Annotated in this window: 20 protein-coding genes; 14 read left to right on the plus strand and 6 right to left on the minus strand. The window is 67.3% G+C overall.

The window, feature by feature from the left end:
- Position 1 precedes the first annotated feature (1 nt).
- Positions 2 to 2,065, plus strand: coding sequence for a glycoside hydrolase family 99-like domain-containing protein (locus A4H34_RS04900; RefSeq protein ID WP_064231272.1), 2,064 nt, complete (start codon positions 2 to 4; stop codon positions 2,063 to 2,065).
- A 70-nt stretch (positions 2,066 to 2,135) separates the two neighbouring features.
- On the opposite strand, the gene A4H34_RS11380 is transcribed toward A4H34_RS04900, so the two are convergent.
- Both A4H34_RS11380 and A4H34_RS11385 read right to left on the minus strand, forming a co-directional pair.
- Positions 2,136 to 3,071: a glycosyltransferase family 2 protein gene (locus A4H34_RS11380; RefSeq protein ID WP_231870956.1), complete on the minus strand. Its 936-nt coding sequence runs from the start codon at positions 3,069 to 3,071 to the stop codon at positions 2,136 to 2,138.
- Positions 3,035 to 3,646 carry a dTDP-4-dehydrorhamnose 3,5-epimerase family protein gene (locus A4H34_RS11385; protein WP_064231273.1) on the minus strand — a complete coding sequence of 204 codons (612 nt, stop codon included), beginning with the start codon at positions 3,644 to 3,646 and terminating at the stop codon, positions 3,035 to 3,037. The genes A4H34_RS11380 and A4H34_RS11385 overlap by 37 nt, the downstream gene beginning before the upstream one ends.
- Positions 3,647 to 3,978: 332 nt before the next feature.
- Between A4H34_RS11385 and rfbD the strand changes: the two genes are divergently transcribed.
- The 5 genes from rfbD to A4H34_RS04935 all read left to right on the plus strand — a co-directional run bounded on the left by rfbD (position 3,979) and on the right by A4H34_RS04935 (position 8,603).
- A complete protein-coding gene (gene rfbD / locus A4H34_RS04915; protein WP_040322803.1) occupies positions 3,979 to 4,824 on the plus strand; it encodes a dTDP-4-dehydrorhamnose reductase in 846 nt (281 codons plus the stop codon).
- Between the two features lie 161 nt (positions 4,825 to 4,985).
- Positions 4,986 to 5,732, plus strand: a complete 747-nt coding sequence (locus A4H34_RS04920; protein ID WP_009199318.1) for a glycosyltransferase family 2 protein — start codon at positions 4,986 to 4,988, stop codon at positions 5,730 to 5,732.
- Positions 5,729 to 6,100 carry a DUF2304 domain-containing protein gene (locus A4H34_RS04925; protein WP_009199317.1) on the plus strand — a complete coding sequence of 124 codons (372 nt, stop codon included), beginning with the start codon at positions 5,729 to 5,731 and terminating at the stop codon, positions 6,098 to 6,100. Before A4H34_RS04920 ends, A4H34_RS04925 begins: the two co-directional genes overlap by 4 nt.
- On the plus strand, positions 6,097 to 8,157 hold the full coding sequence (locus tag A4H34_RS04930; RefSeq protein ID WP_064231274.1) for a DUF2142 domain-containing protein: 2,061 nt from the start codon (positions 6,097 to 6,099) through the stop codon (positions 8,155 to 8,157). The genes A4H34_RS04925 and A4H34_RS04930 overlap by 4 nt, the downstream gene beginning before the upstream one ends.
- Positions 8,157 to 8,603, plus strand: a complete 447-nt coding sequence (locus A4H34_RS04935; protein WP_064231275.1) for a GtrA family protein — start codon at positions 8,157 to 8,159, stop codon at positions 8,601 to 8,603. Before A4H34_RS04930 ends, A4H34_RS04935 begins: the two co-directional genes overlap by 1 nt.
- 48 nt (positions 8,604 to 8,651) lie before the next feature.
- Here A4H34_RS04935 and rfbA read toward each other — a convergent pair whose 3' ends face one another.
- Genes rfbA through A4H34_RS04950 form a run of 3 tightly spaced genes read right to left on the minus strand, consistent with a single transcriptional unit; the run spans position 8,652 to position 11,274 of the window.
- Positions 8,652 to 9,515: a glucose-1-phosphate thymidylyltransferase RfbA gene (gene rfbA / locus A4H34_RS04940; protein ID WP_009199314.1), complete on the minus strand. Its 864-nt coding sequence runs from the start codon at positions 9,513 to 9,515 to the stop codon at positions 8,652 to 8,654.
- 5 nt (positions 9,516 to 9,520) lie between these two features.
- Positions 9,521 to 10,333, minus strand: a complete 813-nt coding sequence (locus A4H34_RS04945; RefSeq protein ID WP_009199313.1) for a TIGR03089 family protein — start codon at positions 10,331 to 10,333, stop codon at positions 9,521 to 9,523.
- On the minus strand, positions 10,330 to 11,274 hold the full coding sequence (locus tag A4H34_RS04950) for an inositol monophosphatase family protein (RefSeq protein WP_009199312.1): 945 nt from the start codon (positions 11,272 to 11,274) through the stop codon (positions 10,330 to 10,332). Before A4H34_RS04950 ends, A4H34_RS04945 begins: the two co-directional genes overlap by 4 nt.
- Positions 11,275 to 11,480: 206 nt before the next feature.
- On the opposite strand from A4H34_RS04950, the gene A4H34_RS04955 reads away from it, so the two are divergent.
- The 3 genes from A4H34_RS04955 to A4H34_RS04965 are packed head-to-tail and all read left to right on the plus strand — an operon-like array spanning position 11,481 to position 16,220.
- Complete coding sequence (locus A4H34_RS04955) at positions 11,481 to 11,759, plus strand: WhiB family transcriptional regulator (RefSeq protein WP_009199311.1); 279 nt, start codon at positions 11,481 to 11,483, stop codon at positions 11,757 to 11,759.
- Complete coding sequence (locus tag A4H34_RS04960) at positions 11,749 to 14,793, plus strand: glycosyltransferase family 2 protein (RefSeq protein ID WP_064231276.1); 3,045 nt, start codon at positions 11,749 to 11,751, stop codon at positions 14,791 to 14,793. The genes A4H34_RS04955 and A4H34_RS04960 overlap by 11 nt, the downstream gene beginning before the upstream one ends.
- Complete coding sequence (locus A4H34_RS04965) at positions 14,793 to 16,220, plus strand: DUF5719 family protein (protein ID WP_064231277.1); 1,428 nt, start codon at positions 14,793 to 14,795, stop codon at positions 16,218 to 16,220. The genes A4H34_RS04960 and A4H34_RS04965 overlap by 1 nt, the downstream gene beginning before the upstream one ends.
- Before the next feature lie 9 nt (positions 16,221 to 16,229).
- Here the strand turns inward: A4H34_RS04965 and A4H34_RS04970 are convergent, their stop codons facing one another.
- Positions 16,230 to 16,664 carry a metallopeptidase family protein gene (locus tag A4H34_RS04970; protein WP_009199308.1) on the minus strand — a complete coding sequence of 145 codons (435 nt, stop codon included), beginning with the start codon at positions 16,662 to 16,664 and terminating at the stop codon, positions 16,230 to 16,232.
- Between the two features lie 58 nt (positions 16,665 to 16,722).
- Here A4H34_RS04970 and A4H34_RS04975 point away from each other — a divergent pair, with 58 nt between their 5' ends.
- The 5 genes from A4H34_RS04975 to A4H34_RS04995 all read left to right on the plus strand — a co-directional run bounded on the left by A4H34_RS04975 (position 16,723) and on the right by A4H34_RS04995 (position 21,646).
- Positions 16,723 to 17,169, plus strand: coding sequence for a DUF3499 domain-containing protein (locus A4H34_RS04975; protein ID WP_138587189.1), 447 nt, complete (start codon positions 16,723 to 16,725; stop codon positions 17,167 to 17,169).
- Positions 17,166 to 17,399 carry a Trm112 family protein gene (locus tag A4H34_RS04980; RefSeq protein WP_064231278.1) on the plus strand — a complete coding sequence of 78 codons (234 nt, stop codon included), beginning with the start codon at positions 17,166 to 17,168 and terminating at the stop codon, positions 17,397 to 17,399. The genes A4H34_RS04975 and A4H34_RS04980 overlap by 4 nt, the downstream gene beginning before the upstream one ends.
- Before the next feature lie 126 nt (positions 17,400 to 17,525).
- On the plus strand, positions 17,526 to 18,209 hold the full coding sequence (mtrA, locus tag A4H34_RS04985) for an MtrAB system response regulator MtrA (RefSeq protein WP_009199304.1): 684 nt from the start codon (positions 17,526 to 17,528) through the stop codon (positions 18,207 to 18,209).
- 10 nt (positions 18,210 to 18,219) lie between these two features.
- Positions 18,220 to 19,962, plus strand: a complete 1,743-nt coding sequence (mtrB, locus tag A4H34_RS04990) for an MtrAB system histidine kinase MtrB (protein WP_231870957.1) — start codon at positions 18,220 to 18,222, stop codon at positions 19,960 to 19,962.
- Positions 19,955 to 21,646, plus strand: a complete 1,692-nt coding sequence (locus A4H34_RS04995; RefSeq protein WP_082903074.1) for an LpqB family beta-propeller domain-containing protein — start codon at positions 19,955 to 19,957, stop codon at positions 21,644 to 21,646. The genes mtrB and A4H34_RS04995 overlap by 8 nt, the downstream gene beginning before the upstream one ends.
- Positions 21,647 to 21,681 lie beyond the last annotated feature (35 nt).

Genomic DNA, 21,681 nt, shown 5'->3' on the forward strand with positions numbered 1-21,681 from the left:
CATGCCTCGTTTCAGCAGATCCGGCCTTGTGCGCAGGGCCCAGTACCAGGCCGCGCGAGCCCGCAATGCGGCCGCCAACTTCCTCGTCTCGGGAAGCGTCAAGGGCTACAGGTCCCAGCACCCGGCCGACTTCAGCGAATACGTCATGCGCCAAGGCGGGCGGCAGGACTCCGGCTTCCCCGACAAGTGGAGGATCGACCCGCAGTTCGACATCGCCGACCCGAGCCGGATCGCCGTTGTCATTCACTGTTTCTACGCCGACCTCATGCCCGAGCTCTTCGATCGCCTTCGCAATCTCCCGACCGATTTCGACCTGTTCGTCACGAACGCCTCGGGGGCAGACGTGGCCGTTCCCAAAGACCTCGAGCGCATGCGCCACAGCGTCGTCGTCGAGGTCGAAAACCACGGCCGGGACATCTTCCCGACCGTCCAGCTCGTCAACTCGGGAATCCTCGATCCCTACGACCTCATCCTCAAGCTGCACACGAAGAAGAGCCCGTGGCGCGAGGAGCACGCCGACCTCGACGGCAGCGGCGCGGCGTGGAAGGACCAGTTCCTCTCCGACCTCGTCGGATCGCGCGAGAAGGTCGAGGAGATCCTCAACGCCTTCGCCGCCGACCCGACGCTGGGGCTCGTCACGGCGGCCGACTCGATCGTCGGCAAGGAGTTCTGGGGCGGGGACCAGAGGATCGTCGAGCAGCTCATGCTCCGCATCGAGATGTCGATCGACCCGGACGAATTGGAGTTCGCCTCGGGGTCGATGTACTGGACTCGCGCCTTCGTCCTCCAGGGCCTGAGGGCCTTCAACTTGACCTCGGCCGACTTCGACGAGGAAAAGGGACAGGTTGACGCCACCACCGCCCACGCGATCGAGCGGATCGTCGGAATCGTGACCGACGAGGCCGGCCTGCGGACAGTCGAGGCGCCTCGGCTGGCGAAGCTGGCCTCCGAGCCGGGGTACGACGCGCGCGGCTGGCGCAGGTTCGAGCCGGGCGCCTCGCGCACGGCTGCGGCGAACGTCATACCCTTCTACCTGCCGCAGTTTCACGAGTCGGAGGAGAACAACCGCTGGTGGGGGCGGGGCTTCACCGAATGGTCGAACGTGGCCGCGGCGATTCCCGCCTGGCGCGGCCACTACCAGCCCAAGCAGCCGACTGATCTGGGATATTACGACCTCGAGCTCGATCGGGTGCGCATGGACCAGGCCGACCTCGCCGCGGCCAACGGCATCGGCGCGTTCATGTATTACTACTACTGGTTCTCCGGAAAGAGGATCCTCAATAGGCCCATCGAGAAGCTCAAGGCCTCCGGCCTTGACTTCCCGTTCTGCATCATGTGGGCCAATGAAAACTGGACGAGGCGCTGGGACGGGCGCTCGCAAGACATCCTCATCGGCCAGGACTATTCGCAGGTGCCGGCGGAGGATTTCATCGACGACGTCATGGAGTTCCTCCTCGACCCGAGGTATCTGCGGGTCGACGGCAAGGCGCTCATCGCCGTTTACCGCCCGGCGCAGATGGACAATTTCCCCGAGGTCGTCGCGACCTGGAGGGAGCGCGCCCGCGCCGCCGGGGTCGGCGAGCTCAAGGTGCTCGCCGTGGCCGTCGCCGAGGAGTTCGACGGCCTCGGCCAAGGCTTTCGCGAGGCCGGATTGGACGGCACGCTCCAGTTCCCTCCGCACAACCTGCCGTGGGTTGCGGGGCCGGCGACGGAGGTCGGCCTGGACAGCCGTTGGCGCGGCAATTTCATGAGCTATCGGGCCACGGTCAAGGCGTCCCTGCACGCGGCGCCGAGCCTGGCCGACGACGAGTACCCCGGGGCCATGGTCGGCTTCGACAACACCGCCCGCCGCCAGTGGAAGGCCGACGCGTGGTACGGCTCGAATCCCTACACTTTCCACCGTTGGATCGCCGGGCTCGTGCGCGTCGTCGCGCCGCGCGAGGCGAAGGACCGCCTGCTGTTCGTCAACGCCTGGAACGAGTGGGCCGAGAGCGCGATCCTCGAGCCGACGACGCGCTTCGGGCGAACCTATCTGCTCGCTGTGCGCAACGCCGTGTGGAGTTAAGGCCCGCGGCCGAGAGGCGATTCTCGAGCCGGCGACGCACAGCGTCGCGGACGAGCGCCCCTCGGCCGCTTCACTCCTCGAACGGTCCGAGCCTGCCCTTGAATCCGTCGGCGGCGGCCTTGCGCAGCATCTTCCTGCGCGTCTTGCCGTCGCCCGCCGCGAAGGCGTTGAACGCCGCGTACTTGGCCGCCCAATAGCAATAGCGGACCCGCCACTTTCCGGGGAGAAGGCTTGTACGCACGAGCGCAATCGTGTTGCGCAGAATGTAATAGTTGCGGATCGGGCTGTGAACGTGGACGGGCTGGTCGCGGCCCGGGAGCCGGACGACGTCGTCGCCGAGCGAATGCGTCAGTTTGGCCGCTGGGACCGCCACAAGGCGCCAGCCCGCCTTCCTCGCGCGCACGCCCCATTCGAGGTCGACGTGGTCGATGAAAAGGTCCTCTCGCATTTTCCCCACGGACGCCAGGGCCGAGAGCCGAATGAGGCAACCCGAGGCGATGAGGAAGGCGACGTCCAGGCGCGACAGGCCAAGCTCCGAGCGGCTGGCGCGCTTGGGCGCCCACCCGCGGTCGACGTAGACGAGCTCGTCGGCGCCCTCGCGCTCCTCGGAGGGGAGCGGGCCGACGGCTGCGATCGCCGGGTCCTCTTCAATCGCCTCGAGGAGCCGAGCGACCATGTCGGGAGCAGGCATCGAATCCTGGTCGCTCAGCAGCACGAAATTCGATTCCGGCGACTCGGCGGCCCGGCTCTGCGCCAGCTCGATGCCGCGGTTCTGCGCTGCGGCGATTCCCAGGTTTTCCCCCAGTTCGAGGAGCGTGGCGCCGGCCTGGTCGCAGGCTTTCCGCAAAGCTTCGACTTCGGCCGGGTCCGAACCGTTGTCCACCGCGATCACGCTGTCGCATTGGCCGGCGAGCTCCGCCAGAAGGGCGGAGAGGTCGCCGGGATGGTACGTGACGACGACGGCGGCGATCACAGCGTCGCGAGGTATGCCTGCACGGCGTCCCACGTGGGCAGAAGCCCGGACTCGCGCGCCTCGGCCAGATTCGGGGCGGCCGTGTCCTTCTCGGACAGCAGGAGCTCCAGCGGGGAGCCGTCGCGCCCCGTCTTCGGGAAATCGAGCGCAACCTCGGAGCAGACGGGGGAGACGCCGTGCTCGCGCCCGGGCGCGTACTCGGCCGAGCACATGTACATGACGGTCGAGTCGTCTTCGAGGGCGATGAATGCGTGGCCCAAGCCTTCCGAGAGATAGATGGCCCTGCGATCGACGTCGTCCAGAAGAACCGAATCCCACTGGCCGAAGGTCGGCGAGCCGACCCGGATGTCGATGGCGAAGTCGAGGACTGCCCCGCGTGGGCACACGACGTACTTGGCCTGCGACGGGGGGACGTCGGCGAAGTGGATGCCGCGCACGGTCCCTGCCTTCGACACCGAGACGTTGGCCTGGCGCAGGTCGAGTCTGTGGCCCACGGCTTTCTCGAACGCGCTCGACTTGTACGCTTCGAGGAAAACCCCGCGGTCGTCGGGGAACTGCTTCGGCGTGATCTCCCAGGCGCCCGGAATCTTCAGCTCTCGGATCTGCATTGCGGTCCTTCCGTGTTTGCGGCCGCGGGCCGAGGTTCGGCGGCTCCGTGGGCCGTCTTGAATGAGACGCGTCCATTCTAATGCGGGGCCGGCGTCGTCGCGGAAGCCAAGGCCGCGGAAATCGAGGCCGGTGCGTCCTGGGGCGACGGCGCCGGACGCGATGGGCGCGCGTCGGCGGGGCGACGGCTTAACCGCGATGGGCGCGCGTCGGCGGGGCGACGGCTTAGCCGCGAAGGACGCCTCGGCGCGGGCGGGGTTCGCCGACGGCGGCCGGGGCCGCAGTTCTGGGGCTACAATTGCTGCGGCAGATCATCTTTGAGGAAGGAACTCTCATGCGCTGGTTGATAGCAGGCGCCAAGGGCATGCTCGGGCAGGATTTGACCGCGCGCGTCGTCAAGGACGGCCACGATCTCATCGCCGTCGACATCGACGGGATCGACATCACCGACCCCGCGAGCGTGCGCGAGATCGTCAAAGACGTCGACGTAGTCGTCAACGTCGCGGCGTTCACCGCCGTCGACGCCGCGGAGGAGAAAGAGGCCGCCGCCTTCACCGTCAACGCGACGGGCCCCGAGATCCTCGCCCGCCGGTGCCGCGAGATCGGCGCACGGTTCGTCCACATCTCCACCGACTACGTCTTCAGCGGCGACGCGACCTCGCCCTACCGCGAAGACGGCCTGCTCGAACCGAAGGGCGCCTACGGGCGCACGAAGGCAGCCGGCGAGTGGGCGGTTCGATGCAACACGGACGATTACCTCATCGTCCGCACCGCCTGGCTGTACGGCGCGGGCGGCAAATGCTTCCCCAAAACGATGCGCGACCTTTCTCAGACCCACGAAACGCTTTCGGTGGTCACCGACGAGGTGGGCCAGCCGACGTGGACGGTGGACTTGGCGGATCTGATCGTGAGGCTCGTCGACGCCGAGGCGCCGACGGGCATCTATCACGGCACGTCCTCGGGCAAAACGAATTGGCACGGCTTCACGCGCGAGATCGTCGCCTCCATCGGCAAGGACCCCGACATGGTCAAGGAGACGACTGCCGCGGCTTTCAAGCGCCCCGCTCCGCGCCCGCACTACTCCGTGCTCGGGCATGACGCCCTCGAACGCATCGGGGTCGAGCCGATCGGCGATTGGAAGGAGAGATGGCTCGCCGCCAAGGACGTCGTTCTCGGCTGACGGGCTCGCCCCTTCATTTTTCTTCGCATTTTGCGGGGCCGGGAATCCGTCCCCGGTAGGGCGGGAGGCGAGGAGGCGTCGGGTATACTCAACCGTGCCGTGCGGAATAATCGCCGCGCGCCCCATCGCCATAGCCAACGATTTCGAGAAAGGGCGGCCGCGTGTGCCTCGAACACGCCCGTGAAGATTCAGCGCCACACGACCTGCTCGTCATCATTCCCGCGTGGAACGAGGAAGAATCGGTCGGCGGCGTCGTGCACTCCGTCCGCGAATGCGTTCCCCGGGCCGACGTCCTTGTCGTGAGCGACGGGTCCCGCGACGGCACGGCCGCCGCCGCGCGGAAAGCGGGGGCGGACGTGCTCGATCTGAAGATCAATCTCGGGGTGGGCGGCGCCATGCGCGCGGGTTTCGTCTACGCGGTGGACAACGGCTATCGGTCCGCCGTGCAGGTCGACGCCGACGGGCAGCACAATCCCGCCGACATCCCCGCCCTCGTCGAAAGGATCGAGGCGGGCGCCGACATCGTCATCGGTTCGCGTTTCGCCGGGGTGGGGCAGTACCGCAGCCGCGGGCCGCGCCGCTGGGCGATGAAGATTCTGGCCTCCGTCCTCAGCTGCATCGCCCACACCAAGCTCACCGACGTCACGTCGGGCTTCAAAGCCTATTCGGCCCGGGCCCTCGCGTTATTTTCGACGTCGTACCCTGCCGAGTACCTGGGCGACACCATCGAAGCGCTCGTCGTCGGCATTCGCAGCGGCATGGTCGTTGAACAAGTCGGCGTCGAAATGCGCAAGCGCGTGGCCGGCGAACCCTCCCATTCCCCCGGGAAATCGACGGTCTACCTGCTTCGGGCCTCGCTGGCCCTCGCCGTCGCCCTAGTCAGTCCGGTCAAAAAGGCGGTGAGATGACCACTTATCGCATTTTCACCCTCGTCATCGTCGTGTGCATCGGGGCGGTGCTCATCCACCTGCTCCGCCACCGCAAAATCAAAGAGAAATACGTGTGGATGTGGCTCGCCCTCGACGTCATGGCGCTCGGAGGGGCGATCCATCCCGCGTGGGTCCACGCCGTCGCGAGGATGGCCGGCTTCGAAGTCACGTCGAATATGGTGTTCTTCGCCGTCATTTTGCTCCTCGTCGTCCTTTCCATACATCTGGCCATGGTGGTCACCAGATTGGAAGAGGACCGAAGGACTCTCACCGAGCAGGTCGCGATACTTCGGCATGACCTGGACAGGCTCGAATCTCGCATGGAAGGGCAGGCAGGGCCGCAATGAAAGAAACAGTTGAAAAGGCGCCGTCTGCCTTGGCCGAAAGCTCCTTCGCCGCAGGCAAGGGGGCGCCTGCCTTCGCCGAAGATTCGTCTTCTTTGGGCAAAGAGCCCTCCGCCGCGGCCAAAGTTGGGTCGGCCTTGGCCAAAGCACTGTCCTTCTTCGCCAGAGCGCTGTTTTTCTTCGCCAAAGCGGCAGCCTCCCTCTTGGCCAAGTCATTTTCCAAGGTCTTCGCCAAAGCGGCGTCGGCCTTCGAGAGAGACTCGGTGCGCCATTTCTGTCTCGTGTGGGCGGCGCTGTTCCTCATGACAGTCGCCTGGTCGTTCATCATCCCGATCAAGGGTCAGGCTGACGAGCCCGCGCACGCCATACAGGCCGCCGCGGTGGTCCGCGGGCAGTTCATCGTCGAGGGGCATCCCGACGTCCATCGCTTCGGCTTCAAGTACAACAGGCACGACGTCGAAGTCCCACGGGAGTTCAAGAACGTCGAGGAGAACACCGCCTGCTTCGTCTTCTTCCCCGAAGCGCCCGAGAAATGCGCCAAACCCGTTCCGACGAGCGACGGCAAGACGGGCATCGCGTCCACGACGGCGGCCAACTATCCGCCCCTGTACTACATGGCGGTCGGGTGGCCGACTCTGTTCCTGGAAGGCGCTCCCTCGTGGTACGCCATGCGCTTCCTCTCCGCGCTCATATGCACCGGCTTTACGGCCCTCGGCATCGCCGCGCTCGCCCGAAAATGCGGCACGCGCTACGCCCTCGCCTGCACCGTGGGGCTGACGCCCACCTGCCTGGCCTTCTTTGCCGCGATCAACCCTCAGGGGCCGGAGATCGCCATGTGCTTCGCCTTGGCGGGCTTCCTCATTCCCGTGGCAGTCGGCCACAGGCCCTCCGACCGTTCCCTCATCGGCGCGGGCGTCATCGTGGCGCTCATCGCCATGAGCCGGCCGACGGCCGCTTTGTGGGCCTTGGGGATCGTCGGGATGATCGGCTTGCTCATACGCCTCGAAGCCTGGAGGAGCCTCATGCGGCGTCGGGCGATGTGGATCTGCCTCGGGCTCTCTGCCGCCGGGTGCGTCGGCGCCCTCGTGTGGAACCACGTGGCCCGGCCCAGCGACAGCGTTTTCGGATGGGCGGAGAAAGACGCGGACCTCTTCGAGATGATCGGCAAGCTCCGGCAGCGCTTCGTGCAGCCGATCTGGGACGGGGCCTTCGGTTACTTCGGCTGGAGCGACAACCCCGTCCCGGGATGGCTGCACGTGACCTCGATCGTCGTCTGCATCGTCTTCGTCGTCGTCACGCTGGCCTTGGCCAGGTGGCGCGAGAGGCTGGCCGTGACGCTCGGGATCCTCTTCGTTCCGCTCTCCACGATCGCCCTTCAGTACGCCGTTCTGCGGACCGCTGGAATGATGTGGCAAGGCCGGTACAACTTGCCCTTCGTCGTCGCCCTCGTGGCTTTGGCCGTGCTTCCGATCGCCCGCCGCTGGGGGACTCCTGCGAACGCGATTTTCTTCGCCGTCGCCTCCGTGGCGATGTTCGGCTGGGCTTTCAGGGTCTCGTGGAGATACTCTCTCGGCATCAAAGTTCCGTGGGACTTCTCGAAGCTCTCCACCGACCATTACTACGCCTTGGCTATGATGCTCGTGGGAATCGGAATCTTGTGGTGGCTTTTCGTCACGCGTCCCTTCGACGGCGAATTGACGAGCATCGACGGCGGGGCCGAAGGCTGGGCCGGCAGCGCGGACGGCCCAGCAGGCGAAGGTTCGGACGGCGCTGCGAACGGCGAAGGCTCGGACGGCGGCGACCTCGCGGGCAGTGGCGACCGTGGATCTCGGGGCGGCGATGTGAGCGCCCCTGCGGGCGTCGGGGCAGCGCCTGTCGGCGGCGATATGAGCGGTTTGATCAGTCGAGCGCGCGGTTTGGGCGGCGAGGCCGGTTCGGCCCGGCAGGAGGGGCCAGTCTGGCGGAAGGGCTCGTTCGCGGCCGGGGCTTCGCTTCAGGGGCCTGCTCCCTCGGCGGACGAGCAGGCCCGGCCACGAGGCACGTCTGCGGGAAGCTCCTGATGGGGGGCGAGCAGTCCCCTCGCGCGGGCGCGTGGGCAACGCTGCTCACTGCCGGAAAATACCTCTTCTTCGGCGGAACGGCCTTCGCGCTGGATCTGACGTTGCTCTCCGTCCTCATATCCACGCTCGGATGCCCCGCGTGGTTTTCGGCCGCTGTGGCTTTCGCCGTCTCAACGGTTTTCGCCTTCTTCACGCAGATGCGCTACACCTTCAGGTCGAATGCCTCGACGCGGGGGGCGATGGTGCGTTACGGCATCCTTTTGGCGGCGAACATGGTCTTCACGGCTGCCGTCGTCGACCGTTTCGACTCGTGGTGGGACGCCTACGTGCAAGGGAAAATATTCTCCACTGGGATCACGACGCTGTGGAACTACTTCATCATGAAGCACTGGGTCTTTCCGCGCCGCGAGGAGGGAAGCGGACGGCGGCGACGGCCACGGCCGTGAGGACGCGGAGGCCTCTGCTCGGAGGCTGTCGCCCTACGGGGCGCCCGCCTATCCGTCGAGCAGGCCCAACAGATACGCTCCGTAGCCCGACTTGACGAGCGGCTCGGCGCGCTGGCGCAATTCGTCGTCGGTCAGGAATCCCATCCTCCAGGCGACCTCTTCCGGCGCGCCGATCTTCAGGCCCTGGCGCGCTTCGACGGTGCGCACGAAGCCGGTGGCGTCGGCGAGGGAGTCGAAGGTGCCGGTGTCGAGCCAGGCGGTTCCGCGGGGGAGGACTTCGACCTGCAGCTTGCCTGCCTCGAGGTAGACGCGGTTGACGTCGGTGATTTCGTACTCGCCGCGGGCGGAAGGCTTGAGCTCCTTGGCGATGCGGACGACGTCGTTGTCGTAGAAGTACAGGCCCGGGACCGCGAAATTGGACTTCGGCTCGGCGGGCTTTTCCTCGATGGAGACGGCGGTGAAGTTTTCGTCGAACTCGACGACGCCGTAGGACCGCGGATCCGAGACGTGGTAAGCGAAGACGGCTCCGCCGTCGGGATCGACATGGCGGCGCAGGCGCGTTCCCATTCCCGGACCGTAGAAGATGTTGTCGCCGAGGACAAGCCCGGCGGGAGCGTCGCCGACAAAGTCGGCGCCGATGACGAAGGCCTGCGCCAGGCCGTTGGGCTCGTGCTGCACGGCGAATTCGAGGTTGACGCCGTAGCGGGAGCCGTCGCCAAGGAGCCGGTGGAAGCCGGGGGCGTCCTCGGGCGTGGTGATGACCAGGATGTCCTTGATGCCCGCGAGCATGAGGGTGGACATCGGATAGTAGATCATCGGCTTGTCATAGACGGGCACCAGCTGCTTGGACGTGCCGAGGGTGATGGGATTGAGTCGTGTGCCGGACCCGCCGGCCAGAATGATTCCACGCATGTCTTCTAGTGTCGCACCTCATCGAGGTTTTCCGCGATTCGAATGCGCTCGGCCTCCCCCGGGTCGTCGACGACGACGAGGCGGGCCGAGGCCAGGGTCCCCGCCGCTGCCTCTAGCGCCTGAGAAGGCGACGGCGCAACGAGGAGCCTCGCCCGAGCTCTGGTCGCGCCGAGGGCGGGCGACCCCGAGCTGGAATCGCGGTCGGAACTCGCGCCCGAACCGGGACCAGTTGGAGCGGATCCCGGACTTGGGCCGGAGTCCGGACTCGGGTCTGAGTCGGGGTCTGAAACGGAACCGCGGTCCAAATCCAGATCGGAAACGTCGCCGCCCCACAGCTGCCAATTCGACGCCTCGTGGGCTGCCTCGTCCATGAGCACGTCGGATGCGCCCAGGACCTCGGCGGCGGCGTCGCGGACTCCGGGCGGCAGACTTTCTCCGGTCCATTGCATTGCCAGGGGCGCCGGGTCCACGGCGAGCACCTCGACGCCGTTGGCGGTTGAGCCGGCCCAACGCTCCGGCGCGTCGGTGACGACCGCCGCCAGGCCTCCGCTCGGCGTCTGCCCGACTGCCACGTGAGCCCCGGCGAGCAGTGCCCCCAGGCCCCACAGCGCCTGCTTGAATCCCGCCCGGCAGTCGAGGAGCACCACGGCGCCCGGCTCGATCCAGACGTCCTCGAGCAGGTAGCCCGCGATCTTCGCGAGGTGATTGGCGGCCACGCGCCCCGACAGCTCGACGCGGCCTTCGGCGGAGTACCACGTCAACGCCGGCGAAGTCCCTCGCCGCTCCAAAGCCCGGTATAGATGCAGGGCGTCCATCATCGATCCTCCGGCGGCTCGCCCCACGCGGCTGCGACCGCCGCGTCGGGGTCGGGATGCCCTGCCGCGGCCAAGCAGGCGCGGGCCGCCTCGGGCGTGCCCGCGGCTACGAAGTTGGGGGCAGTCCAAGCGTTGCGGCGGTACACGGGCTGTGCGTCGGCGCCGCCCCCGCTGGTGTCGTTGCCGGACCCGCCGGCCGTGGCGTCGGCTGATCCGTCCGCTTCGTCGCCCCATCCGATGAAGCGGCCGCCTGCGCGCTCGACGAGGAGCGCCCCGGCCGCGACGTCCCACGGCTTGGTTCCCACGTTGAAGGTCGCCAGGAAGCTTCCCGCGGCGGCCTCGGTGAGCATGAGCGCCGTCGATCCGGTGCGCCTGAGGGAGCGCGCCGAGCCCAGAAGGCGGCCGAAGCCGCGGAGGGCGGCGTCGACGTCGTCGATTCTGGGCGAGGGAAACTCGGTTCCGACGATGCCCTCGGCGAAAGAAGCCGTCGAAACCGATATTCTTTCGCCGTTGCGGTAGGCGCCGGTCTCGTCGGCGTGGAACATGAGGTCCCGCGTGGGCTGATAGACGGCGCCCGCCAGAAGCTCGCCGCCGCGAGCAGCGGCGATCGAGACGCACCAGTGGTCGAAGCCGGCGGCGAAGTTCGACGTGCCGTCGATCGGGTCGATGTACCACACAATATCCTCGTCCGTCAATGGGCGGATTGCCCCTGATTTGTCCAGAAGGCCTTCCGCCTCTTCTGAAACGGCCAGGGAGTCCGGATACGCAGCGAAAACACAGGCTAGGACGATACGCTGAGACTCGGTGTCCGCCTCGGTGACGATGTCGTGGAAGTCGGCCTTGAAATCCACGGTGTGACGCCGTTTGAAGGAAGCATTCAAGTAAGGGCCAGCGGCGCGTGCAGCGTCCATCGCGGCCTGGGAAAGAGAGATTGACAGAGCCATGCACTCATGTTTGCACACTTCTCGAGGATGGGTACAGATGCCCGTAAATCAACCTTGGGGTGGATCGGAAGGCCTTGACGGCCGGTGGATCACACATGTGTAATTTACGTGTAGTAAGCCCTGAGGAGGACAGCGTGCTTAAATCTCTTTCTGCTCCGAATGCACACACCGGCGCGGACTCATATGTCGAAGAGGCTCAGCTCCTTATGACGGACATCTTCGACCTCGGTTACGACAAGGCCTCTGCGGAAGAGCTCCGCTGGCAAGACTTCGCCCTGTGCGCCGAGACGGATCCCGACATCTTCTTCCCGGAGAAAGGCGGGTCGACGGCTCCGGCGACGAGCGTCTGCGCTTCGTGCCCGGTGCAGGCAGAGTGTCTCGAATACGCCATCTCCAACGACATCCGCCACGGAATCTGGGGCGGAATGTCCGACAACGACCGCAGAAGAATCTCTCGCGAACGCCGCCGGGCCCGTGGCGCCTGATTCCTGGGCGGTGCGCGAGGACGTCCTCGCGATTCTCGCAGTGCGCAGTTTCAGCACTCGCGCGGAGCGGGTGCTGACTGCTGTAGCCGCCGGAAAGCAGCGGCCCACGCGGCTCGTCGTGGCCGTCGCCGCCCAAGAGGATCCGACCGTTCGGGCCGCCGTCGAGTCGACGTGCGGCTCGGTGCCGACCGTCACGGTCTTCGTCGGACCGTGCCCGAATCTGGCGACCGTCGTCGCTCGGGCGCTCCGGGAGGTCACGGTCGTCGAGCCGTGGGTGTGGATCTTGCACGAGGACTCGGCCCCGACCTACGACTGCCTGTCCGAGCTGACGGCGGTGGGGGAGCGCTCGACCAAGCTGGGAGCGGTCGGCCCCAAACAGGTCGGCTGGGACGATCCGGAGCGGCTCGTCGAGGTCGGCATACGGGCCACGCGCAGCGGGCGCAGGGTCCCGGAGATCGACGTCGGAGAGCGCGACCAAGGCCAATACGACATCCGAAGCGACGTTCTGGGAATCGGAACCGCCGGGATGCTCGTGCGGCTCGCCGCGGCCGAGGAGGTCGGATGGCTCGACACCGCCCTCGGCCCCTTCGGCGACGGACTCGAGTTCTCTCGACGGCTCAGGGCCGCCGGGTGGAGGGTCGCCATCAGCCCCGGCGCCTCGATCCAGCACGAGAGGATGAGCTTCGGCAAGGGCAAGCAGTCGTACGGAAAGCGGCGGGCCGCCCAACTGTACAACTCGCTCGTGGCGGCCCGCGCCCTCTGGCTGCCCTTCGCCGTTCTCGGTTATGTTCTCGGAGGCCCGATGCGGGCGCTTGCCCGGCTCCTGACGAAGGAGCCGGCTTTGGCCGCGCAGGAGATGTCCGCCGTCGGCGCGATGATCGGGATGCTGCCGAAGGCGCTCGCGGCCAGGGCCAAGCTCAGGCGCGTGCGCAAGGTCCCCGCCTCCGTCATAGCCGGGTTGGAGGCCAGCGGGCGGGACGTCCGCGTCGGACGCCGCGCGCGACGGTGGGCCCGCATCGAGGCCGAAACCCTGGCCAACCGCCCGGACCCCATCGTTCTCCAAGAGCGGCGCGCATGGCGGGCCTCCACCCGCAGATGGGGAGTGTTCGCCGTAGTGGTCGCCGCGGCCGCCGGCCTGCTGGCGACCATCGACATCCTCGGATCCGAGCTGACCGGAGGCGGGCTCCTTCGCGATTCGTGGACCTTTGGGGACCTCGCCCATTCAGCCGCCCACGCCTGGCTTCCCTCCGGCGACGGCCTCGCCGCCCCGGTCGACGCCCTGTGGATCCTTCTGGCGCCTTTCATCGGGCTCACCGGCTCCACCCTGGGCTCGTTCGCCAGCGCGATCGTCGTCTCCGGCGTCGCACTCTCGGCCCTCACCGGCTTCCTCGGATTCAGGGTTCTGACCAACTCCCCGCAGGTTCGCGCGCTCGGCGCGCTCGGCTGGGCGTTCGCCCCGCCGCTGCTGGCCGCCGTCTCCTCGGGCCACGCGGCCGCCGTCGTGTGGCATGTGCTCGCCCCTCTCGCGCTCAGGGCGGCCGTCGTAGCGTGGCGCACCGGCTCGGTTCCGGCTCTCGGTTCGGCCGCCATTCTCCTGGCCTACATGTCAGCAGCGGCGCCCGCGACCCTCGCTCCGGCGATCGTCCTCGCCGTCGTCGGCTTCTTCACGCGGTCAAAGGGACGCCGGCACTGGCTGTGGCTTCCGATTCCCGCCCTCGCGGCCCTCGCCCCGACCCTGCGCGCTGCGCTGAACTCCGACGCGCCATGGAGGCTTTTCGCCTCGACGCCGGGGCAGCCCGTCTCGGCTGCGCCTTCCAAGGTCGGGCTTCTCAGCTTCTCCCCGACGTCGACCGTGCAGGCGCCGGGGACCTTGCTGGAGGCTGTTTCGCTCTTGGCGCCGGGGATTCTTCTCGCCCTTGCGCTGCTGGCCCTCGTGCGCAAGCGCAATTCGAGCTCCATTCGGGCCGGCTTCGCCCTGCTCGGGACGGGCTGGGCGTGGGCCGCGGCGTGCTTGGCCGTCCCAACGGGCTCGATCGTCGACGGCAACGGCTATCTGTCCGCGCGCGGATGGGCGGGAATCGGCCTCTCGCTGGCCTTCCTCGGCCTTCTCGTCTCCCTCGTCAGCGCGGGCGACGGGCTCCGAACGGACCTCAAAGAGCGTTCCTTCTCCTTCGTCCAGATCGGGCTGTCCGCCGCGACGGCGGCGGCCTGTGCGGCGACGCTGGCCTTTGTCGGAGCGTGGGGCCTTGCCACGCTCAAAAGGACGCCCAACGACGTCGCCAAGCTCGCCCTCGCCGAGGTGAAGTCCAACGCGGCACCCACGATCGCCGTCTCAGACCAAAAGGGTCCGAAACGCAACAGGGTGTTGGTTCTCTCGACCGTCGAGGGGGGCATCCAGGCGCGCCTGTGGCGAGGCAACGGCGCCGAGCTTCACGAGACGTCGATGGTCGCCTCGCTCATGCCCAAGGGCGACGCAGCCGATCTCTCCCTCACGCGTGCGATCGCCTCGCTTGCCGGAGACTCCGAGGACTTCACGCGGACCGTCGCCGAGCACGCCGTCTCGGTGGTGCTCGTCAAAACGGACGACAGCCCGGCCAATCGGGCACTCGTCTCCGAACTCGACTCCGTCGATGGACTCGAGTACGTGACGACGGCCGAAGCCGGCTCCTTCTGGCGGATCCGCCAAGAAGACCACGCGACGTCAAGGCTCACCGCGGGCAAGGGCGAAAAATGGCGGGATCTGCCCTCCGGCGACGTTTCAGCGGATGCGCGCATCCCGTCCTCCGACGAGGGCTGGCGGGTCGCTTTGGCCGAACGCGCGGATTCGGGGTGGCGGGCGAGCCTCGACGGAAAGGGGCTTGAGCCCGTCAGGGACGGATGGCGTCAGGCTTGGAGGCTTCCCAGCGGCGGCGGGCGCCTGGAGGTCGATTTCGACACGGGCCTCGGCTTGCTGGTGGCCGCGTGCCAGGCGATTGTGGCGGTCGCGGCGGCGGTCACAGCCCTGCCGCTGAAGAAAAGGAGGGCAGGCGAGTGATGAAGCATCGGATCGTCGGCGGGGTCTCGGCCCTCGCCGTCGCGTGCGCCGGAGGGGCCTTGGCCGTCTCGCAGGCGCGCTCCGTCCAGACCCCGCACAGACATCCGGCCTCTGCCGTCGCCGCGCCGCCCGCGCCTTTGAGTTTCGCCTGCGGCGGCAAGCTCCAGCGGACCGTCGCCGAAGGCGTCAACGTGGGCGAGGTCAACGAGTCCATCAAGGTCCACTCGTGGATCGCAGCCGCCTCGACCGAGGGTCGCGCCGCCCCGCGCACGCGCATCGACGGCGAGCGCAAGGTCCCCGCCGTCGGAAAACTGGCCTTCTCTTCCAGCGAGTCGCCCCTGACGGGCACGGTCTCGACCGACTCCGTCGCCACGGGCTCGGCGGAGCTTGCGGCGGGCACCTTTCACAGCGCGGCCGCGGGCGATCTGCGCGGCATCGCCATGAACCCCTGCCAAAGGCCGTCCCTCGACCAGTGGATTGTCGGCTCGTCGGCCAAGGTCGGGGTCTCCAATCAGCTCATCCTCGCCAATCCCGGCGCCAAGCCGGTCACGGTTTCCGTCGCCGCGCACGCCGGAATCGGCAAGGCCGAGCTCGGCGCCAACAGCGCCGTCGTCGTGCCCGCTGGGGAGACGAAGCGGGTTCTGCTTGACGGCTCGCTCTCCGACCAGGACCGCATCGCCTTCCACGTCACCGCCCAGTCGGGCGGGGTGGCCGTCTCCATGCAGGCGACGGCGCTCGACGGCTACACTCCCGCGGGAGTCAGCTTCGTCACGCCTTCCCAGGCGGGGCGCAGCCTGACGATCCCTGGGATCAGGATCGACGACGCCGCCGGCGCGGCGAGCCTGAGAATCGTCAATCCGGGCAACTCGACCGTTTCCGTGAACATATCGACCTTCTCCGACGCCGGAAAGAAGCCCCTCCCCGGCGGGGATGGTGTGAAGGTCGCACCGGGGGCGGTTCTCGACCTTTCGCTGGAAGGGCTTCCCGCTGGCCAAACCTCTGTCTCCGTCGAGGCTTCGGCGCCCGTCGCGGTCGGCGCCCGATCGACCTCCAGGAAAGCCGAGGGCGCTCCGACCGACGACGCGTGGGCCGCGGCTCGGCCCGCCGCGACGTCCGGATCCGCCGTCTACGGCGCGGCCAAGGCGAGGATTGTGGCGGTGGCGGGCGCCCAGCGCGCCAACGTCGTCGCCACGCCGATATCGGAGTCGGGGCGCGAGATGACGCCCGTGCGCGCGAGCATAGGCCCGGACGCCCAGGGGGCGCTCGAACTGCCGGAGGGGTCCGTGGCGGTCCGCTACGAGTCGAATGCGCCCGTCTCGGCCGCTGTCGCAACGTCTGCGGAGGTCAACGAGGGCGTCGGCATCGACTGGGTGCCGCTCGCCTCCTCGGGACTCGCGGAGGAAAGCCGAAGAATCGCCCTGGGATGAGGCGGCGCCTCACCTTAGGTAGTCGATCTCCTCGGCGGGCCTGCCCAGGGCGCTCGCCAACTGCTCGGTCACGATGTCGTGGATGAACACACGCGGATCGAGTGTGCGTTTCGCCGCTTGGAGGATGGGCATGCGGTAGAAGACAATCCGTCCCGTGATCTGCGCACCTCGTTCAAAGGGCAGGTATCTGGCCAGCGGGATTCCCCGCTCCCACGGCGCCGGATCGCTCTCGGGCACGTCAAGCACGCCGTAGTCGATATGGGCCATCTCGTCGCCGAGTATTCGCCGGTATTGCGCCAAGTCCGCGGCGACGACGTCGTCGAACTCATCGGCGCGCGTGCGCCAAGCCGGGACTGAAAAGGGGATGACGGGGCCGCGCAGCCCGCGCCCGTGGCGGTCGCGGCGACGGGCGTGGGCGCGAGAAGGGATGTAAGAACGCGGCATGTGTTCAAGCCTAGCGTCCCGCGCGTCGTTCGCGCCGGTGATGGTACCGTTGGTGGCTGTGAGCCACGTCCGTCAATGTTCCCGTCAGTCCTGCCACGAGCCCGCCGTAGCGACGATGACGTACGGGTACGAAGACGCCACCGCGGTTATCGGGCCGCTGTCTCCGGCGGCCGAGCCGGGGGCGTTCGATCTGTGCGCCGCGCACGTCAAATCCGTCACCGTTCCGCACGGATGGCAGATGGTCAGGCTCCAAACGGAATTCGCTCCGGCGCCCCCTTCGACCAACGACCTCATGGCTTTGGCCGACGCGATTCGGGAGGCTTCCTTGCGCGAACCGCCGGCGCCCGAGCCCGCGCGCCGCGAGGTTCGCCGACCGGCAGACATTGCCGCCCCTCCCCGGGCGAAGGTGCGGCTCAGCCTCGTTCCGAGCCCGGAGGAGGGCGCCGACGCGTCCGATCCGTGGACCGAAGAACAGGAATCCGACGACGAGGAAGACAAGGAATGACCCTGCGAAATAGACGTGAAGCGTCGCCTGGCCCGGCGGAGCAGCCGGGGCTCCCGGAATGGGTGTTCGACGTCCTGCGCTGCCCCGTGAGCGGAGCCGAACTGGAGCTTTCCGACGGTCCCCAGGGCGTAGAGCTCGTTGCCGCAGAGGGGGCGGATCCAAGGCTCGCCTATCCCGTGCGCGACGGGATTCCGGTTCTTTTAGAGCACGAAGCGCGTCAAATCGACTGACGCCTGCCGGCGGCTTCGGATTGCATCGACGCGCCCCAGCCTGACGCACCCGCCTTTTGAGACCCACGGTCTCCAACTAGCGTGGGCATCTGCGAAAATCACCCATAAACATGAGACTATAGGCATATGAGCACACGTATCCTTGTTGTTGACGACGATCCGAGCATTGCGGAGATGCTCGCGCTTCTGCTCGAATCGGAAGGCTTCGAGGTGAGCGTGTGCGCGACGGGCAACAATGCTCTTCCCCTTTTCCGAGCAGATCGGCCGGACCTCGTTTTGCTCGACGTCATGCTTCCGGGGCTGGACGGCGTTTCGGTCTGCCGTCTCATCAGGGAAGAGTCGGACGTGCCCATCATCATGATGAGCGCCCGAACGGATTCCGTCGACGTCATCGCGGGCCTGGAGGCCGGCGCAGACGACTACGTCACCAAGCCCTTTGAGAATTCCGTGCTCCTGGCGAGGGTCAAGGCCCGTCTTCGCCGCCAAGAGCCCGAGCACGAAGTTCTGCGCGTCTCCGATCTGACGATCGACCTCAAGGCCCATCAGGTGCAGCGGGCAGGCAAGGTCCTCCATCTGACGCCGCTCGAGTTCGAGCTTTTGTCCGTCCTGGCGCGCAAGCCGTGGCAGGTGTTCTCGCGCGAAGAGCTCCTCGAACAGGTGTGGGGATACCGGCAGTCGTCCCATGACCCCCGCGTCGTCAACGTCCACATACAGCGCCTGCGCTCGAAGGTCGAGCACGACCCCGACCATCCTGAGGTCGTCCTCACCGTCCGCGGCGTCGGCTACCGGGCCGGTGCGGTCCAAGAGTGAGCATCTGAGGGTGAGCACGTCCCGCGCTTTGCGCGCCAGCGTCAGGGGAGGGCTCGCGGGAGCCCTCCGCGTTCGCGTGCGCGCACTGCGCGAGTGGCTTCGATCCTCCCTGACTGCCAGGGTGGTGGCGAGCATCTGCGTCATCGGCATCCTCCTCGTCGGCCTCGTCGGGACGATCGTGCTCCACCAGGTCAATCGCCAGCTTTTCGATCGGGCCGTCTCCACCCACCTCGACCAGTACTCTTCCGCAAGTTCGCGGGCCAAGGCCCAGATCGAAACGGCCAACGCGCCCGCTGCGGGCCAGCTCCAGCAAATCGCGAACGAGCTCGTCTCCTCCCAGAACAATCCCGACGGAGCCATCGTCGGAGCGGCCCTGGTGCGCTCGCCCAAGCAGCCGGAGGCGACGTCGTTCGAGATCGCCGAGCCCGCCACGGAGTCCTCCTCGCGAATCCGCACGCGCATCACCGCCGATATGAAGAAAGCGGTGGCCGACGACGACGCCGTGCACTGGCAGTCGATCGAGGTGCAGACCTCCGCGGGAAACAAGGTTCCGGGAATCATCGTCGGCTCGCGCCTCAACCTCCCGGGCGCGGGATACTACCAGTTCTACGTCGCATACTCTTTGGAGTCCGAGGAGTATACGACGGGCATCGTCACGAGCATCCTTACCGTCGGCGCCAGCGTGTTCCTCCTTTTCGTGGCCGTCAGCGCCGCCCTCATCGTGCGCCTCGTCTTGCGGCCTGTCCATGAGGCCTCGCGCAATGCGAGCATTCTGGCGCAGGGCGGCTTCGACGCACGCATGGAGGTCAAGGGCCGCGACGAGCTCGCCCAGCTCGCCCGCTCCTTCAACCAGATGGCCTCCTCGCTTTCGGACCAGTTCACCCAACTCGAGCGGATGTCCAAGGTGCAGCAGGAGTTCGTCTCGGCGGTTTCGCACGAGCTCCGCTCCCCGGTCACCACGATCCGAATGGCGGGCCAGCTCATTTACGACAGGCGCACCGACCTCCCATCGGTTCTGCGCCGCAGCGCCGAATTGCAGCACGACCAGCTCATCAACCTCGACGTCATGCTCTCCGACCTTCTCGAGATTTCCCGCTACGACGCCGGAGCGATGACGCTGGCGAGCACCAAGGCGGATTTGCGGGAGATCGCCGACGCAGTCGTCAATGCCCAGAAGCCTCTCGCCGAGTCCAACGGGGTGGAGGTCATCGTCGAGTCGCGCGGCGACACGCATGCCAAGGTCGAGCCGCGGAGGATCGAGCGGATCGTCCGCAACCTCGTCGTCAACGCCCTCGAACACGCCGAGGGAAAGCCCGTGCGGGTCTTGGTGGTCGGCGGCGAGAGCGCCGTCGCCGTCGAAGTCTCCGACAGGGGGATAGGCTTGTCCGAAGAGCAGGCGGCCCACGTCTTCGATCGATTCTGGCGAGCCGACACCGCCAGGGTGCGCAAATCCGGCGGCACAGGCCTCGGTCTGACCATCGCGCGCGAGGACGCCATGCTTCACGGCGGCCGCCTCGTGTGCGCGGGCGAGATCGGCGTGGGATCGACCTTCCTCCTCAGCGTCCCGCGCGAGGTCGGCGAACAGTACACGAACCCTCTCACGCTGCGGGTCGCGGCGGCCGAGGAGGTCTGGGGCGGCGCCGTCGTCGTCGCGGGGCCGACGCCGGAAGCCGCCGACGCCGGGGAGGCGGAGGAAAAGAAGAACATCGACGGCCGCGCCGGGGAGGCGACGGAAGGGGAGAACCATGAATAGAATGCGCCTGGCGGCACTGGTGGCCGCGGTGCTGCTGGCGCTCGCCGGATGCGCAGAAATTCCCCGATCGGGCCCCGTCGACAGGGTTTCGCCGTCGACCAACAGCGAGCCGCCCATCGGCCTTTCGGCCCAGCCTCCGGCGGAGGGGGCCACGCCCGAACAGATCGTCAACGGCTTCCTTTTGGCCAGCCAGGCGGGATTGGACGACGATTTTTCCGTGGCGCGAGAGTACCTCCACGCGGACGCCGCGTCGAACTGGAAGCCGCTCGCGCAGGTCAGGGTTTACCCCAATTCTCAGAACATCGCACTCAACACCCTCGACAGCGGGGCCGTCCGCGCGACGGTCGGCGCGCACGGATCGGTCTCTTCGCAGGGCATCTTCACGGAGGCGGCCAACGACGCCGTATCGACGTCGGAATTCTCCCTGGCCAAGAACGCGAACGGCCAGTGGCGAATAGTCTCGCTCGACGACGGCATCTTCCTCTCAGAGAACATCTTCTCCCAGAAATTCGCTGAGATTCCGCTCTACTTCCTTTCCTCGGACTCGAGCTCCCTCGTGGCGGACCTGCGCTACTACCCGAAGAAGTCCTTCGCCACCAACGCCATCAACGGCCTCATTTCCGGGCCGTCGCAGTGGCTGGCCGACGGCGTCCACACAGCCATACCCGCAGGGACGCAGTTGACGAAGACAGTCGACGTCGCCAACGGCGAGGCGTCCGTCGATTTGTCAAGCCAGGCGCTGTCCGCCTCCTCCTCGCAGCAGGCACTGATGATCGCCCAGATCAGGCACACCCTGGGGACCTCGAACGACGTGAGATCCGTCAAGCTCACCGTGGAGGGGTCGCCTCCGGGCGTCGACGCCGTCAAATCCCTTCCCTCCTACCCCTTCGGATCCTACCCCGTCTCCGTCGTGTCGAACGGGGCGCCGGCGACGGTGCTCAAAGCGGGGGAGATCCAAAACAAGGGGAGGGGAGGAGGCAATCGCCATCTCGACTCGATCGCGGCCAGCTATCAGGCGGGGCAGTCCGCTTTCGCGGCGACCGCAAACAACGCGACGCAGCTGTTCGCCTTCGACGCCGAGAAGGAGACGTGGTGGAACGTCAAGGAGGGGCGCAATCTTCTGTCCCCCTCGTATGACTCTTCCGGTTGGATCTGGTCGGGCGAGCGCGAGAACGGAGGATCCCTCATCGTGGCCAACCCGTCGGCCGGGCGGGAGAAGACCGTCGGCGTCTCTTGGCTCAGAGGGGCGAAGGTTCGCGACATCGCGGTCTCGCGAGACGGCTCGCGGATCGTCGTGGTCAGCGAGCTGGCGGGAACTCCCACGATCCAAGTCGCCGCGATCCACCGCAACGCCGATTCCGACGACGAGCCCATGCAGCTCGGCGACCCCATGACCATAGGCCAGAGCATGGTCGATGTAACGGACGTCGCCTGGATCGGCCCCACCAAGATAGCCGTGCTCGGGCGGGCCTCGGCCGGGTCCGACCGCGCCCTGTACTCCGTGAAGATCGGCGGCCCTTCCGAACGGCTCATGGCCCCCTACACCGGCGCCGTCGCCATCACCGCCGGCCGCGACGAGGGGTCGATCATCGTCTTGACCGACAAGAACGTCGCCTATTCGCGAGAGGGCGGATCCTGGCGGGCGATAGCCAGTTCCGTCACCGCCGTGGCGCTTCCCGGCTGATCGGGCTTGCCGCGGCAGGTGGTTCGCGGCCAGCG

Source organism: Peptidiphaga gingivicola, from assembly GCF_001652275.1.
In the GTDB taxonomy this organism is placed as follows: domain Bacteria; phylum Actinomycetota; class Actinomycetes; order Actinomycetales; family Actinomycetaceae; genus Peptidiphaga; species Peptidiphaga gingivicola.